The organism is Streptococcus thermophilus, assembly GCF_010120595.1.
In the GTDB taxonomy this organism is placed as follows: Bacteria; Bacillota; Bacilli; order Lactobacillales; family Streptococcaceae; genus Streptococcus; species Streptococcus thermophilus.
This window is the reverse complement of sequence record NZ_CP038020.1, coordinates 307,707-322,505: the sequence shown is the minus strand read 5'-3', so window position 1 is coordinate 322,505 and position 14,799 is coordinate 307,707. Positions and strand designations below refer to the sequence as shown.

Genomic DNA, 14,799 nt, shown 5'->3' with positions numbered 1-14,799 from the left:
TTTATATATAAAATTTTTATATAATAGGGCTATCTTATTTTTTATGATAATATGAAGTCAAGGAGTACTTATGACTATTAAAGATAAATTAGCTCATTACGAGCCGAAGCCACTGGGGGAGAAAGGACGCTATGCAGTTCTCTTGCCCTTAATATATGATGTAAAAACTGGTAAGTATCAAGTCCTTTACCAAGTGCGAAGCGAACATATTTCTCAACCGGGTGAGATTTCTTTTCCTGGTGGACGTGTGGAAGACGGCGAGACTTTTCAAGAGGCTGCTATACGAGAAACTTGTGAGGAGTTAAACCTAGTTCCTGATCAAATTGACATTTGGGGAGAGATTGATTATCTGATCCATCAGGGTAGAACCATCCATTGCTTTGTTGGAAAGATAAAGATAGAAAATTGGGAGTATATCCATCCGAATGAAGAGGCAGACCGGCTGTTTACAGTTGAAGTTGACACATTGTTGACAAAAGAACCGATTTATTATACTGTGAGTTCTACCTTAAGCGAAGCAAAAGATTTTCCTTTTTTCCTAGTAAAAAACAGGGAAAAATATAATTTTGGGTACAGTGAACGTCATATTCCTTTTTACAGAAACTTGACAGAAAATATATGGGGGATGACGGCTATATTTACACATAGGTTTACAAATATCTTGAAAGATTTAGAGTGAAAATTAAAGATCAACGATAATATAGTGATCTTTTTGATATTAGTTAAGTTGTTAATTTGGTATTAATGGAGTAAAATCCGTTTCTGATGTAGAAGTTTAGGTTATTACTAAAATGATTTTCAAAATTAATATCGAGTTTTTTATCTAGGTAGAAAACTTTATATTGAACAATGACTTTTTCGATTTATTGTATCCTCTTTGCGACAGGAAGGTAGGAGTAAGATATTAATAGAGGCTATTATGTGTTTGTAATCTTTTTACTAGAACGAATAACTGTTATCTTTGCTAATAAAAAAAGCCATAAAAATAATATTTTCATGGCTTTTTAATTCAATTATTTAACCTCATTCTGAGGTACAGTAAAATCTGTGCTTTTGTTTTTTTAAAAATAATATAAAAAGCACTCTAGCTTCTATAGTTTAAACAAAACTACAGATTTTAGAGCGCTAATGCTATCAGAAAGGAATATACATATGAGGTTAGAAAGAATCTCAAAGTAATCTAAAGAAAGCCGATTTTTCACCTGATTAATATTGTAATGTTAAGGATTTGTCATAGTTTTTGGTGTTGTTTTAAAAGTGAGTAGTTAGGAGTACAACAACCTTAAATTTCTTGTAGAGTAATCCCATGTTTTAAGTAAAAAATCAACCGATTTTAGAATTATTTATCGTCCTTTTTAACCATATTTTTAACACCTTCAATTGCTCCTTTAACAGCATCTTTGGCATCTTCGGCAACTTCTTTAACTTTTGAAACTCCTTTTTCAGCAGCTCCTTCTTTTTCGGTTTTTTTATCATCAGTTACTTTTCCGACACCTTCTTTAATAGCGCCTTTAGCTTGATTAAGTTTTTCTTCTACTGACATAGTTGTTACCCTCCATTGGAAAATCAGATTATTGATAATGAACGTTTTTAAACTTTTTTAGGCATAAAAGAATTTAGTGAACTCTTGGTTCTGCTTTAGCAGTTTCTTTGGTATCTTCGGCAACTCCTTTAACTTTTTCCTTTGCAGCTGAGAGGCCATCACCCAATCCCTCTTTTGCGCTTTCAAACTTATCGGAAGTAAATTTACTTGTTGATTCAACAACTCCAGTTGCTCGATCTTGCAGGCTTACTGAGTCTGCTTCATGTTGCTCTTTAGTCTTGATATCAACAACATCTACATTAACTTCAACCACTTCCAAATTAGTCATATTAGAAATTTCTGAAACAACAATTTCTTTGATTTTCTTGTATAATTCAGGAATATTCTTTTTATATTCGACAACTACTTTCAAATCCACAGCAACTTGCTTTTTACCAACTTCAACATTGACTCCGCTTGCAACGTTATCAGTATTGATAAGTTTTCCAGTTAGGTTTGAGAAAAAGCCTCCATCAATAGCCAGCAAACCTGGAACATTTTCTAAAGAAAGACCAATAATTTTTTGAATGACTTTATCTTCATAGGTCAATTCGCCTTTTACTACTTCTACTTTTTTTTCTACATTTGACATATAAATCACCTTTACTATTTAAATAATTGTTTTTGTTGAATATAATACCCAATTCCAACTCCTAGAGTGGCGCAAATCAAGACAAATAAAGTCTTAAAAAAACCATAGGATAGGATGAAGCACGCTAAGATAGCACCCGCCAATCCGGAAAGAAGTAGATATTGGTATTTTTTAAACCATTCCATTTTTTTACTTCCTTACTTTACACGACTAACAGTTTTTTTACGTGGTGGTTTTGGCTTGTATTCTTTTACAGAAATATACAGTTTTACACGATGATTCATTCCAAAAAACTGTTTCAATCCATCAGCTATCTCATCTTTAATTATTTGAGTTCGTTTAATAATGTTGTCTGATGGAAGCATTTGTCCTTCTACGTGAACTAAACATTTATTCTTACGACAGTTTACCTTAATAGTAGGATCCTTTATAAAATTGTGATTAGCAACCACACAACGTACAAATCCTTCAATAGCTGAATTTTTTAATTTTAGGTTCCCATCGACATCAGGTAACTGAATCTCTAAATATTGTTTAGGATAAAAGAGTGTAACAAGCATTAGAAACAACACTACAGCTGAAAGTACTAGAGCACCCCAGAAAATATATCTTGAAAGATAAAATTCTAAAAAGGAATTTTGATTCCAATCAACTAAATGAAGTCCTAAGCCACTGAATTTAAGATAATCTAGCAAAATAGGAATCAAAATTGTCAAGATTAAAATACATAAAATAAGGTAAAATATTTTTTTGTTTTTTGACATATTGAATCCTTTCATCAATAGAATTTGAACTTTAATCTATTCCTGTCAAGAAAGGTTCAAGTTCAATCATTTTTCCCTAGGAAAAATGATACTACTGAAACAACAATAACCGCTCCTAAGATTGATGGAATTAATGCCATTCCAGCTAGACTAGGTCCCCATGCACCGAAAAGTGATTGTCCAACAGATGAACCGACTAAACCTGCAATGATATTAGCGATTATTCCCATGGAATCTCCCTTTTTAGTGATTCCACCTGCAATAAGACCGATAAGCCCTCCTACGATAATAGCCCAAATCATAATGTCTTCCCCTTTCTAAATTGTGGAAAGTTAGATTGTTTGGAAAATCAAATAATCTAAAGAGTTATAGTATATACCTTTACGAACAGTAGTCTTATGATTGTTAAGATTAATGTTAGTATATACCTTTGCGAATAGTATAGCTTAATAAAAATGATAAGTCAAAGAAAATGATCTCGCTTATAAAAAAATAGAATGAAATCTGTTAATCGTTTTGCAATCGATTGCATATATTTGCAAGTATATTTCTGATATGATTCTTGTTGTTTTTTGAACAGTTTTGTAAATACTCTTCATTATGGTTATTATTATCAGACCATTCTGACAATTGAATAATTAATCAATAAAACCTTTGATTATGGTGGTATGACCATAAGATTTTTAGCCAATTAAAGAAGTCTAAATGATACACAGGATACTGTGTTATTTTCAGTAGGAGTTTAAAATTCAAAAAAGGAGATAATTACGGATTTTAGAGAAACATTGAATTGTCAGGATTACACTAAATTAGACAAATTTAGTAAACAGCTTGAGGGCTTTGAACGACTATTTAGAGACAAGGATTTGCTTGAAATGCGTTAGGAATTGGCAAAAATTAATAAGGATGAGGTCGTTGGTTTATGCTCAGAAATTAATGGATATAAAACAGGTTTTATGGATGCACTAACCCTATTGAATTCTGAACCAGATTTGCAATCTTTCAAAGAATTGTTTGAGGAGTGGTGGATTGATTATGAATTTGATCAACGTATCAATGTGCTACTTGGTCAATATCCTTATACCAATTTTGAGGAGAGAATTGATTATGGATTGAAAGAAGAATATGGAACTAGCTCTCGTAAAGAAGTTGCAAAAATAATGATTGACGATTTAGAAACGTCATCAGAGGACGAAGCTAAAAAGTTATTTCTTCAAGAAATCCTTTCATTAGAAAAGAGATCAAACGATATCGATTAACTTCTTCAAAAGTTGACCATACTAACAAAGAGGGAGTATTGTTATGGAAAAAGTTTTGAAGGATGGTAAACTTTATTCTCTAATTGAATTTAGGGATAGAATCTATGAGGATTTAGATTTATCAAAAAGTGACTTAACCACTTTATTATGTGCGATGTTGATTGCATCTATTGGTTTGAAGATGAATTCTATTCCAGCAATCATAGGGGCAATGTTAATTTCTCCATTAATGACACCTATCCTTGGAGTCGGCTTTGCGTTAGAAATTTTAGATACAAAACTTCTCAAAAAGTCTTTTAAAATTCTTTTTATTCAAGTTGCAGTAAGCCTTTTAGCCTCTACACTTTATTTTTTACTTTCACCAATTTCTTATGCAAGTACGGAAATTATTACTAGAACCTCACCAACAATTTGGGACGTTGTAATAGCATTTGTCGGTGGTTTAGCAGGAATAATTGGAGCACGAAAGAAAGAAGCTAATAACATTGTTCCTGGTGTTGCTATTGCAACAGCTCTTATGCCACCCGTTTGTACTGTAGGTTATTCTATTGCCACAGGAAATCTAGAGTATATGGTAGGGGCGTCATACTTGTTCTCCATTAACTGCAGTTTTATTATGATTGCTCATATATTGGCACTAATGTGATAATGGTGAAGAATCCATATGTTAAACATAATCGAGAAGCCTCTAAAATTCGAAAAATTTTAATTCTAGTCTCTGTTCTGGTATAGTAAATTTGTAACACTCCTACCTAATAAGTTAAAATATTCATTAGAATAGGAGACATAACATGAAACACTATCCAGACGAAACACGACAAAAAATTGTTCGACTACATCATTCAATATAAAAAACTATGATGATCTTCAACAAATAGATAAGGAAAAGGAATCCCCAATTAAAAACAAGTAATGTGAAATACTAATTCGATAATCACAAGCAAGCGCTGAAAAAGTAAAGTGACTAGTTGTCCTTAGGAGAAAATATCGATGAAAAAAGTAATAATAATTATTAATCCAACTTCTGGAGGAGAAATAGCATTAGATTATAAAGAGAGCTTGGAGAGTAAGGCAAAAGAGTACTTTGACTATGTTGAGACTAAGATTAATCAAAAAGCCAAAGATGCGGACTCATTTTGCCCAAAATGCCTCTGAAGAAAAATATGATGCAGTGATTGTTTTTGGTGGAGACGGTACTGTAAACGAGGTTATTTCAGGGATTTCTGAAAAGAATCACATTCCAAAACTAGGGATTATTCCTGGTGGAACTGGAAATCTAATTACAAAGCTTTTAGAAATCAACCAAGATATTGCTCAAGCCATTAAGGAACTTGATTTCAAGTTTACGAGTACTATTGATGTTGGAAAGGTTAATCACAATTATTTTGGCTATATCTTTAGTGTTGGATCTTTACCAGAAGCTATTCATAATGTTGATATTGAAGATAAAACAAAGTATGGTATCTTTCCATATGCAATCAAAACGATGAAGTCCGTTATGACAGACAGTGTATTTAATATTCATATTGAAACCGAAAATGGCAATTATGAAGGAGGAGCTAGTCAGGTATTAGTTCTCTTATCAAATTACTATTCAAACAAAAAACTATTCGACGAAAATAGAGATGGGTATGGAAATATTTTAATTTTAAAAGATGCCTCCATCATTTCTAAATCATCTATTATTCCAGATTTGTTAAAAGGGGATATAGTAGAAAATAATAATATCGAATATATCAAAGTATGGAATATTAAGATTTCTTCAGAAGTTGAGTTAGAATCAGATGTTAATGGAGATAAGTCAGATAAACTGCCAGTAGATATAAAAATACTAGGAAATCATATCGAAGTGTTCTCAGGCATGAAAGAATAGAGTGTTAATATTGATAATTAGACATTAGTTCTATTAATTAATCCAAGGAAGGGTATTTATGACAAAGGGAATACTAATTAAAGCTCCAGATCTTTTTACAGTTGACGAACAGTTAGAAATTCAAGAACGATTAAAAAGTAATGATATTGAAGTTGCTTTCCTTAGGGATGATTAGATTCAAGCTTCGTTCTATTCTTTTATTGAGATATTGGTTAATAATGACTTTTTAAATGAACTTGAAATAGCTCTATGTGTAGATATTTTGAAAGATATTATTATTAAGATTATTTCTAAAATAAAAAAAAGAACGTAGTGATACTTGATGCTAAACAAAATGAAAAACCTGCTAAACTGACCATTAAATCTAATACCGATAAAGGAACAATATATCTAGAAGTGCCATGCGATATTCCTGACTATGGACTACAGGAGTCCATAGAAAAAATTATCGAAGCAAAATGTATTCTCGATAACAATAGCAATGAAGGTCTAAATGATTTGTATATCGTTGAAGATAAAACTGGAAATTTGTCAATTATGACATTAACCGAGTATAGTAATTACAGGAAAAGTATTAGATAAGATGTATTGCTATCATTTAAACAAGGTTAAGTTGACTTGGCTTATTATGAACAGAAATCAATTAAGAAAAAGGTAGAGAAAAAGGTAGAGATTGAATTGAAATACAGTTCAATATATAGAGTTTGACAAAAAGAAAAAAACGCTTGAAATCAGCGTTTTTCTTTTCTATTGATTCGTATTGAATCTTTATTTCACCTCAGTAAAGATTACATGTTTACGCAATTTTGGTGAGTATTTTTTTAATTGAAGACGGTCTGGAGTGTTACGTTTGTTTTTTGAAGTAAGGTACAAGCGTTCACCAGATTCTTTGTGTTCAAGTGTAATATTTACGCGCATGGTATCTCCCTTCTATTATTCAGCTGATGCAGCTTTAGCGATTTTACGTCCTTTGTAGTATCCTTTAAGTGATACACGGTGTGAACGTGAGTAATCTCCAGTTGTTTCGTCAAATTGTACTGATGGAGCAGTCAATTTGTAGTGTGTACGACGTTTGTTTTTCTTCGCTTTTGAAGTGTGACGTGCAGGTACTGCCATTTCTTTATTTCCTCCGAATTAATAGTTATGTTCTTGATTTTAAATCAACTATAACAGAATAACATATCTTTATTGTAAAGTAAAGTTACTTGACAAAAACTTTTTATCAATATATATAGTTAAAAGTTATATATAATGATAGTAAATACATATTTCACAGCTATAACGGAAAGTGCTAGAATAGGCTTATTATAACATTAAGTGAAATAATAAAAAGGAATAAATAACTATGAGTAAAGTACATTATCATTTTGATCATGTTGGTTCTTACCTTCGTCCACAAGCTCTAAAAGAAGCACATGAAAAATTTGCCAATGGTGAGATTTCGCAAGAAGAATTACTGAAAGTACAAGATGAATTGGTTAAGGAATTGGTTCACCATGAGGTAGAAAATGGTCTTCAAGTCGTTTCTGATGGTGAATTTGGTCGTTCTTGGTGGCACCTTGATTTCCTATAGAACCTAACTGATTTTGAAGCTTACCAACAAGAAGATTCATATAAATTCCATGGTGCTAAGACACTTACAACCAACGTCCGTATCAACGGTAAAATTGCCGAAAATCCCAACCATCCTTTCTATCGCGACTTTGAATATCTTAAATCAGTGACTCCTGAAGGAATCACTCCAAAAGTAACTATTCCAAGTCCATCACTCATCATTAAACGTGACCACCGTAGTGATCTTTATGCAGATTACTATGATTCATGGACTGATTTCCTTGATGCTTTGGCTAAAGCTTACCATGATACCATCCAACATTTCTACGATTTGGGTGCACGTTATGTGCAATTGGATGATACAACTTGGGGGTATTTGATTCAACAGTTTGAGAATGAAAAAAATAATCCTGAGAAAACAGCTGAGTTGGCAAAAATCGCTGAGGATGATGTATACACTATTAATAAAGCTTTGGAAGGTCTTCCAGAAGATTTGACTTTGGCTACTCATATTTGTCGTGTGAACTTTAAATAAACTTATCTTTTTGAAGGTGGCTATGATTCAGTAGCTAAATATCTTGGTCAATTGAACTATGATATCTTCTTCTTGGAATATGATGATGCGCGTTCGGGTAGCTTCGCACCACTTCCAATGATTTGGAATAACCGTGATCATGTTGAATTGGTACTTGGTGTGATTACTTCTAAGGATCCAGTTTTGGAAGATGTAGATGCTGTCATTGCTCGTATCCATGAAGCGGCTGAACTTGTACCACTTAAGAATCTTGGAATCTCAACTCAATGTGGTTTTGCCTCAATTGAAGAAGGTAATATCTTGATTGAGCAAGACGAGTGGAATAAATTGCAATTGATTAAAACTATTACTGATAAGGTTTGGTCATAATAGGAAGAGTGTATAGGATGGGGTAAGCCTGTCCTATTTTTAATAGCAAGAAAAAGTTTCGTGGAAGATAAAGAGACAAAACAAAGAATTCTACAGTTTTTTGGGAAAAGGAGAGCTCCTAATAATTTCACTACTTGTTTGTTGATGAGTAAGCTTGACCATTATATATACCCAGAGGTCTATTTCTTTCTTACGTTGAAAAAACCTGCACCATTTCCCAAAAGCTATGTAAATTATGATAGAATAGAGTGATTATATCTGTAATAACGGAAAAGGAGGGCAGGTCTATTTGAGACCTGTATCATCATTATGAAACTTCAAAAACCTAAGGGAACGCAGGATATTTTACCTGGGGATAGTGCCAAATGGCAGTACGTGGAGAATGTTGCACGTGAAACATTTAAAAAATACAATTATGGTGAAATTCGTACGCCTATGTTTGAACATTACGAGGTCATTTCACGTTCAGTAGGTGATACAACTGATATCGTTACTAAGGAAATGTATGATTTTCATGATAAGGGAGACCGTCATATTACACTCCGCCCAGAAGGAACAGCACCGGTTGTACGCTCTTATGTAGAAAACAAACTCTTTGCGCCAGAGGTCCAAAAACCTGTTAAAGTTTATTATATTGGATCAATGTTCCGTTATGAACGTCCTCAAGCAGGACGCTTGCGCGAGTTCCACCAACTAGGTGTAGAGTGCTTTGGCTCAAAAAATCCAGCAACAGATGTTGAAACAATTGCCATGGCCTACCAACTCTTTAATACGCTTGGCATTAAGGATGTTACTCTTCATTTGAATAGTCTTGGAAATACTGACAGTCGTCTGGCTTATCGTCAGGCCTTGATTGACTATTTGACACCAATGCGCGAGAGTTTGTCAAAAGATAGCCAACGCCGTTTGGAAGAAAATCCTTTGCGAGTACTTGATTCAAAAGAAAAAGAAGATAAGGTTGCAGTTGAAAATGCTCCATCTATCCTTGATTATTTAGATGAAGAAAGTCAAACTCACTTTGATGAAGTGCGTGCCATGCTCGATAGTCTTAACATTCCATATGTGATTGATACCAATATGGTACGTGGTCTGGATTACTATAACCACACGATTTTTGAATTTATTACCACTATTGACAAGTCTGAGTTAACAATCTGTGCGGGCGGTCGTTATGATAGTTTGGTTGAATATTTCGGTGGTCCAGAAACAGCTGGATTTGGTTTTGGACTTGGTTTAGAACGCTTGCTTTTGGTTCTTGATAAGCAAGGCATTAAACTTCCGGTAGAAGAAAGTCTTGATGTCTACATTGCAGTACTTGGTTCGGGCGCTAATGGCAAAGCTCTTGAGTTAGTTCAATCCATCCGCTACCAAGGATTTAAAGCTGAACGTGATTACCTTGGACGTAAGATTAAGGCACAGTTTAAGTCAGCAGATACCTTCAAAGCCAAGACTGTTATCACATTAGGTGAGAGTGAAGTGGAGTCAGGTGTGGTTAAGGTCAAAAATAATGCTACTCGTGAGGAAGTTACTGTAAGTTTTGAAGAGCTAACTACAAACTTCGCAACAGTCCTCAAACAGTTAGAAAAGTAGGGGGTATATGGTTAGTATAGTTGATATGCTCAAACGGAGTGAAAAATTCAGTTTGGCTTTTGATCGTAGTATGCCCATTCGTTTCCAACAACAGTTTTGGCAGTTGATTGCATTTCTCGATAAACATGAGATTACGTGGTTTAATGATGAACCTGCGAGTGATCATGCTATGTGTCAACAATTGCTTGGTCAAGTTTGGCGCCAAGATTGTCAAGATGTAGTTTTGAATTTTGAAACCCAGGAACGCTATTTGGGCTGGCAAGTAGATGAGGAAACTGATGAACTTAGTGTTATCATTGAAGATGTTTATGGTTTCCGTTGGAATAGTTTGCTTGATTTAGAAACAGCTGACTACCGTTTTGAAGATTTTGAAGAATTTGCTGAAGATTATGTGGATACTAGTGAATTGTTTAAACAATTTGGTAAATAGTTTTATAAAAAAGAAAGTCTATTAAAATTCGATCCTGAAATGGGTGGGGTTTTGATGGGCTTTTTGCTATAATAGTTAAGACTAAAAAATTAACGAAAGAAGTGTATTTATGGAACGTTCTATGTATGCCGGTCGTGTTCGTAGTGAACATATCGGAACTACTATTACTTTGAAAGGTTGGGTATCTCGTCGTCGTAACCTCGGAGGTTTAATTTTTATCGATCTTCGTGACCGTGAAGGTTTGATGCAGTTGGTTGTTAACCCTGAAAATACTGATGCAGCTGTTGTTGAAACAGCTGAGAGCTTGCGTAGCGAATTTGTTATTGAAGTAACAGGAACAGTTGAAGCGCGTGAACAAGCTAATGATAACTTGCCTACAGGTGCTGTCGAGCTTAAAGTTGAAGATCTTAAAGTCCTTAATACTGCCAAAACAACACCGTTTGAAATCAAAGATGGTGTTGAGGCTAGTGATGATACACGTATGCGTTACCGTTACTTGGATCTTCGTCGTCCAGAGATGTTGGAAAACTTTAAGCTTCGTGCCAAGGTAACTCATACCATTCGTAATTATCTTGATGACTTGGAATTTATCGATGTTGAAACACCAATGTTGACAAAATCTACACCAGAAGGTGCACGTGATTACTTGGTTCCAAGCCGTGTTAGCCAAGGCCACTTTTACGCTCTTCCACAAAGTCCTCAGATTACTAAACAATTATTGATGAATGCTGGTTTTGACCGTTATTATCAAATTGTAAAGTGTTTCCGTGACGAAGATTTGCGTGGTGATCGTCAACCTGAGTTTACACAAGTTGACTTGGAGACTTCTTTCCTTAATGAGCAAGAAATCCAAGATATTACAGAAGGATTGATTGCTAAGGTTATGAAAGAAACTAAAGGGGTTGAGGTGACACTACCATTCCCACGCATGTCTTATGATGATGCTATGAATAACTATGGATCTGACAAGCCAGATACACGCTTTGACATGCTTTTACAAGACTTGACAGAACTTGTCAAGGATGTAGACTTCAAAGTATTTGCTGAGGCACCAGCTGTTAAGGCGATTGTTGTTAAAGGAAATGCAGATAAGTATTCACGTAAAAGCATTGACAAGTTGACAGACTTTGCCAAACAATTTGGTGCTAAAGGTCTTGCTTGGGTTAAGATGACTGATGGAGTTCTAGCAGGTCCAGTTGCTAAATTCTTGACAAGTATTGAAGAAAAGTTGACAGATGCTTTACAGATTGAAGAAAATGATTTGGTTCTTTTTGTAGCAGACACACTTGAAATCGCTAATAACACACTTGGTGCTTTGCGTAATCAAATTGCTAAAGAACTTGACATGATTGACAACACTAAATTTAACTTTCTTTGGGTTGTCGATTGGCCAATGTTTGAGTGGTCTGAAGAAGAGGGCCGTTATATGTCCGCCCACCACCCATTCACTTTACCAACAGAAGATTCTGCAGCAGAACTTGAAGGAGATCTTTCTAAGGTACGTGCTGTAGCCTATGATATTGTCTTGAATGGTTATGAGCTTGGTGGTGGTAGTCTACGTATCAATCAGAAAGACTTACAAGAACGTATGTTGAAAGCCCTTGGTTTCTCTGAAGAATCTGCCTATGAGCAATTTGGTTTCCTTCTCGAAGCTATGGACTATGGATTCCCACCACATGGTGGCTTGGCTCTCGGGCTTGACCGTTTTGTTATGCTTCTTGCAGGTAAAGATAATATTCGTGAAGTGATTGCCTTCCCTAAAAATAATAAGGCATCCGATCCTATGACTCAGGCTCCAAGTCTTGTGGCTGATAAACAGTTGGAAGAACTTGCCCTTCATGTAGAATTAGAAAATGAATAAAGCACCTCTTCATAAATATGTTAAGTATATAGAGAAAAAATCTGCAAAGAAAATGGGCGTTTTACAAGCGGCACGTAGTATCTCTCGTGAAAAATATACTGAAAAATTTTCAGCGTCAGTACTCTATGGGCTCTTGTCATCAATTGCTGTGAATTTCTTCTTTCAACCTGGGCATGTCTACTCCAGTGGATCTACAGGGTTGGCGCAGATATTATCAGCATTGAGTCTCAGGACTCTAGGCTTTGAGATTCCAGTATCATTGACTTTCTATGCGATTAATATTCCACTCTTGATTTTAGCTTGGTATAAGATTGGCCACAAATTTACCATCTTCACCTTCATTACGGTAACAATGAGTTCCCTTTTTATTCAGGTGATGCCTCATGTGACCTTAACGGAGGACCCATTGATAAATGCTATTTTTGGTGGTCTGGTCATGGGAGCAGGGATTGGTTTCGGTTTAAAATCACGTATTTCTAGCGGAGGAACAGATATCGTCAGTCTCACTATTCGTAAGAAAACGGGTCGTGATGTTGGGAATATCTCCTTGATTGTCAACGGGATTATCATGATTTTTGCAGGTATTCTTTTTGGCTGGAAATACGCTCTCTATTCTATGGTTACAATTTTTATTTCTAGTCGAGTAACGGATGCAATTTTCACTAAACAGAAGAAAATGCAAGCCATGATTGTCACAAGTAATCCTGATCCAGTTATAAGGATGATCCATAAGAAACTTCACCGTGGTGTAACGATGATTAACGATGCGGAAGGAACTTATAATCACGAAAAGAAAGCAGTATTGCTAGCTATTATTACCCGTGAAGAGTATACGGACTTCAAGTATTATATGAGAAAAGCAGACCCTAAAGCTTTTGTTTCAATCGCAGAAAATGTACATATTCTAGGTCGTTTTGTTGATTTAGATGATTAATAAAGAAGGGAGTTGACGACTGTTTGCTTCCTTTTTTACTAGAGAGAATTCTTGACGAAATGCCAGCATGGCTTTACAATAACAATATGATTAAATTTTTAATTCCAACTGCAAAAGAAATGAAGCCCAGTAAGGAAGTCCCCTCCCAAAAACTATCTGAAAAGAGTGAAGCTATTCTAACAGAAATGGCTAAGTTATCCACAGACGATTTGTCCATAGCTTATAAAATAAAGCCTGAGCAGGCTGAGAAAGAAAAGCAGCGTTGGGATGCAATTTTAGCAGGTGAAGCGAAGAATTACCCAGCTGTCGAGCTTTTTAACGGACTGATGTATCGTTACATTAAACGCAAGGACTTATCCACATGTGAAAAAGATTTCCTCAGTCACCAAGTATTTATCACATCTTCTTTTTATGGGATTATTCCCGCTTTCTATCCGATTCAAGAACATCGTCATGACTTTCATACAAAGATTAAGGTTAATGGTCAGTCCTTAAAAAATTATTGGCGTGCTGAATATGACCAATTCCTAGAAGATAGTCAAGTTCCAGTTGTTTCCTTGCTTTCAAGTGAATTTGAAGATGTCTTTAGTCCAAGTCTTCGTAAGCAGTTATTCACAGTTAGTTTTATGGAAGACCGTAATGGTATTCTTAAGACACATTCAACGATTTCTAAAAAGGCTAGAGGAGCTTTTTTGACAGCTGTAATGGAGGAAAGTTGTCAAACCATAGATGCCTTACGAGACTTATCCTTTGATGACTTTTACTATCGTAAGGATTTATCTTCTGATAGTGAATTGTTTTTTGTAAGAAAAGTTAAAAAAGCCTGAGTTACAAACTCAGACTTTTTCTTATATCATGTCTTTACGATCGACTTGCTCATAGTTTTTTTGACCGTCATTCAACTTGTCCCAGATAACAACCTTTCCTTGATCAAGAGATTTTTTGACATCAATAATACGTTGATTAGATGATCCTCGAAACTGGAGCATAAGGTTCTTTTTAGTAATATCAAAACGTCCATCTACGAGAATGTCAACGAGATGAAGAAGTTCTATCTTATCAGGAGTTTCAAGCATTAGCTCTTCCCAAGTATAACCAGTCCAAGACCAAATGTCTTTTTCGGGTAGTTCCTTACGGATACGCTTGACTAAGGGAGTTAGAATACCAGTATTTAGAAAAGGTTCTCCACCCAGTAGTGTGAGACCTTGCACATAGGGTTGTGCTAAATCTTGTATGATTTGTTCCTCTAGTTCTTTGGTATAGGGAATCCCTGCCTTGAAGGACCAGGTAGCAGCGTTATAGCATCCCTCACAGTGAAACATGCAACCAGAGACATAAAGTGAGTTACGGACCCCTTCACCATCAACAAAATTAAAGGCCTTATAGTCAATAATGCGTCCTTGGCTAAGCTCTTCGGACTTCCATTCTTGTGGTTTTGGTGTATTCCATGTCATGA

16 protein-coding genes and 3 pseudogenes are annotated in these 14,799 nt (G+C 35.0%); 11 read left to right on the top strand and 8 right to left on the bottom strand.

All coding sequences use genetic code 11. The features are described 5' to 3' along the window. The first annotated feature begins 70 nt into the window (after positions 1-70). Positions 71-679 carry an NUDIX hydrolase gene (locus E3C75_RS01720; RefSeq protein WP_084829172.1) on the top strand — a complete coding sequence of 203 codons (609 nt, stop codon included), beginning with the start codon at positions 71-73 and terminating at the stop codon, positions 677-679. A gap of 660 nt (positions 680-1,339) precedes the next feature. Here the strand turns inward: E3C75_RS01720 and E3C75_RS01715 are convergent. The 5 genes from E3C75_RS01715 to E3C75_RS01695 form a co-directional block, all read right to left on the bottom strand. Continuing rightward, the gene (locus E3C75_RS01715) at positions 1,340-1,543 is read right to left on the bottom strand and encodes a CsbD family protein (protein ID WP_084830587.1); all 204 of its coding nucleotides are present in this window, start codon (positions 1,541-1,543) and stop codon (positions 1,340-1,342) included. Positions 1,544-1,616: 73 nt separating this feature from the next. Beyond that, positions 1,617-2,174: an Asp23/Gls24 family envelope stress response protein gene (locus E3C75_RS01710; protein WP_084829171.1), complete on the bottom strand. Its 558-nt coding sequence runs from the start codon at positions 2,172-2,174 to the stop codon at positions 1,617-1,619. A gap of 14 nt (positions 2,175-2,188) precedes the next feature. Beyond that, the gene (locus tag E3C75_RS01705; RefSeq protein WP_002952225.1) at positions 2,189-2,359 is read right to left on the bottom strand and encodes a DUF2273 domain-containing protein; all 171 of its coding nucleotides are present in this window, start codon (positions 2,357-2,359) and stop codon (positions 2,189-2,191) included. A 12-nt stretch (positions 2,360-2,371) separates the two neighbouring features. Next, positions 2,372-2,938 carry an alkaline shock response membrane anchor protein AmaP gene (amaP, locus tag E3C75_RS01700; protein ID WP_084829170.1) on the bottom strand — a complete coding sequence of 189 codons (567 nt, stop codon included), beginning with the start codon at positions 2,936-2,938 and terminating at the stop codon, positions 2,372-2,374. Between the two features lie 62 nt (positions 2,939-3,000). Next, positions 3,001-3,240 (bottom strand): GlsB/YeaQ/YmgE family stress response membrane protein, encoded by a 240-nt coding sequence (locus E3C75_RS01695; RefSeq protein WP_002952222.1) that lies wholly within the window; start codon positions 3,238-3,240, stop codon positions 3,001-3,003. A 585-nt stretch (positions 3,241-3,825) separates the two neighbouring features. Here E3C75_RS01695 and E3C75_RS01690 point away from each other — a divergent pair. The 4 genes and pseudogenes from E3C75_RS01690 (at position 3,826) to E3C75_RS01675 (ending at position 6,652) form a co-directional block, all read left to right on the top strand. Continuing rightward, on the top strand, positions 3,826-4,197 hold the full coding sequence (locus tag E3C75_RS01690) for a hypothetical protein (protein ID WP_111679753.1): 372 nt from the start codon (positions 3,826-3,828) through the stop codon (positions 4,195-4,197). A 43-nt stretch (positions 4,198-4,240) separates the two neighbouring features. Continuing rightward, positions 4,241-4,926 (top strand): annotated as a pseudogene (locus E3C75_RS01685) (DUF389 domain-containing protein); the annotation flags it as partial. A 261-nt stretch (positions 4,927-5,187) separates the two neighbouring features. Then, a pseudogene (locus tag E3C75_RS01680) lies at positions 5,188-6,070 on the top strand (diacylglycerol/lipid kinase family protein). A 312-nt stretch (positions 6,071-6,382) separates the two neighbouring features. Continuing rightward, complete coding sequence (locus E3C75_RS01675) at positions 6,383-6,652, top strand: hypothetical protein (RefSeq protein ID WP_065972693.1); 270 nt, start codon at positions 6,383-6,385, stop codon at positions 6,650-6,652. A 186-nt stretch (positions 6,653-6,838) separates the two neighbouring features. Here the strand turns inward: E3C75_RS01675 and rpmG are convergent, their stop codons facing one another. Beyond that, positions 6,839-6,988 (bottom strand): 50S ribosomal protein L33, encoded by a 150-nt coding sequence (rpmG, locus tag E3C75_RS01670; RefSeq protein ID WP_002262412.1) that lies wholly within the window; start codon positions 6,986-6,988, stop codon positions 6,839-6,841. A 15-nt stretch (positions 6,989-7,003) separates the two neighbouring features. Continuing rightward, a complete protein-coding gene (gene rpmF, locus E3C75_RS01665; RefSeq protein ID WP_002952208.1) occupies positions 7,004-7,186 on the bottom strand; it encodes a 50S ribosomal protein L32 in 183 nt (60 codons plus the stop codon). Positions 7,187-7,415: 229 nt separating this feature from the next. On the opposite strand from rpmF, the pseudogene E3C75_RS01655 reads away from it, so the two are divergent. The 6 genes and pseudogenes from E3C75_RS01655 (at position 7,416) to yaaA (ending at position 14,170) form a co-directional block, all read left to right on the top strand. After that, positions 7,416-8,528: pseudogene (locus E3C75_RS01655) on the top strand (vitamin B12 independent methionine synthase). A 309-nt stretch (positions 8,529-8,837) separates the two neighbouring features. Continuing rightward, positions 8,838-10,118, top strand: a complete 1,281-nt coding sequence (gene hisS / locus E3C75_RS01650; protein ID WP_011681741.1) for a histidine--tRNA ligase — start codon at positions 8,838-8,840, stop codon at positions 10,116-10,118. Between the two features lie 7 nt (positions 10,119-10,125). Next, positions 10,126-10,548 carry a hypothetical protein gene (locus E3C75_RS01645; RefSeq protein ID WP_002946366.1) on the top strand — a complete coding sequence of 141 codons (423 nt, stop codon included), beginning with the start codon at positions 10,126-10,128 and terminating at the stop codon, positions 10,546-10,548. A 109-nt stretch (positions 10,549-10,657) separates the two neighbouring features. Next, positions 10,658-12,409, top strand: a complete 1,752-nt coding sequence (gene aspS / locus E3C75_RS01640; RefSeq protein ID WP_011681740.1) for an aspartate--tRNA ligase — start codon at positions 10,658-10,660, stop codon at positions 12,407-12,409. Further along, positions 12,402-13,343, top strand: coding sequence for a YitT family protein (locus E3C75_RS01635; protein WP_011681739.1), 942 nt, complete (start codon positions 12,402-12,404; stop codon positions 13,341-13,343). The genes aspS and E3C75_RS01635 overlap by 8 nt, the downstream gene beginning before the upstream one ends. Before the next feature lie 86 nt (positions 13,344-13,429). After that, positions 13,430-14,170: a peroxide stress protein YaaA gene (gene yaaA, locus E3C75_RS01630; protein WP_167740669.1), complete on the top strand. Its 741-nt coding sequence runs from the start codon at positions 13,430-13,432 to the stop codon at positions 14,168-14,170. Between the two features lie 21 nt (positions 14,171-14,191). On the opposite strand, the gene nrdG is transcribed toward yaaA, so the two are convergent. Continuing rightward, entirely contained in the window at positions 14,192-14,797 is a 606-nt protein-coding gene (gene nrdG, locus E3C75_RS01625) for an anaerobic ribonucleoside-triphosphate reductase activating protein (RefSeq protein ID WP_011681737.1), read from the bottom strand. Between the last annotated feature and the right edge of the window lie 2 nt (positions 14,798-14,799).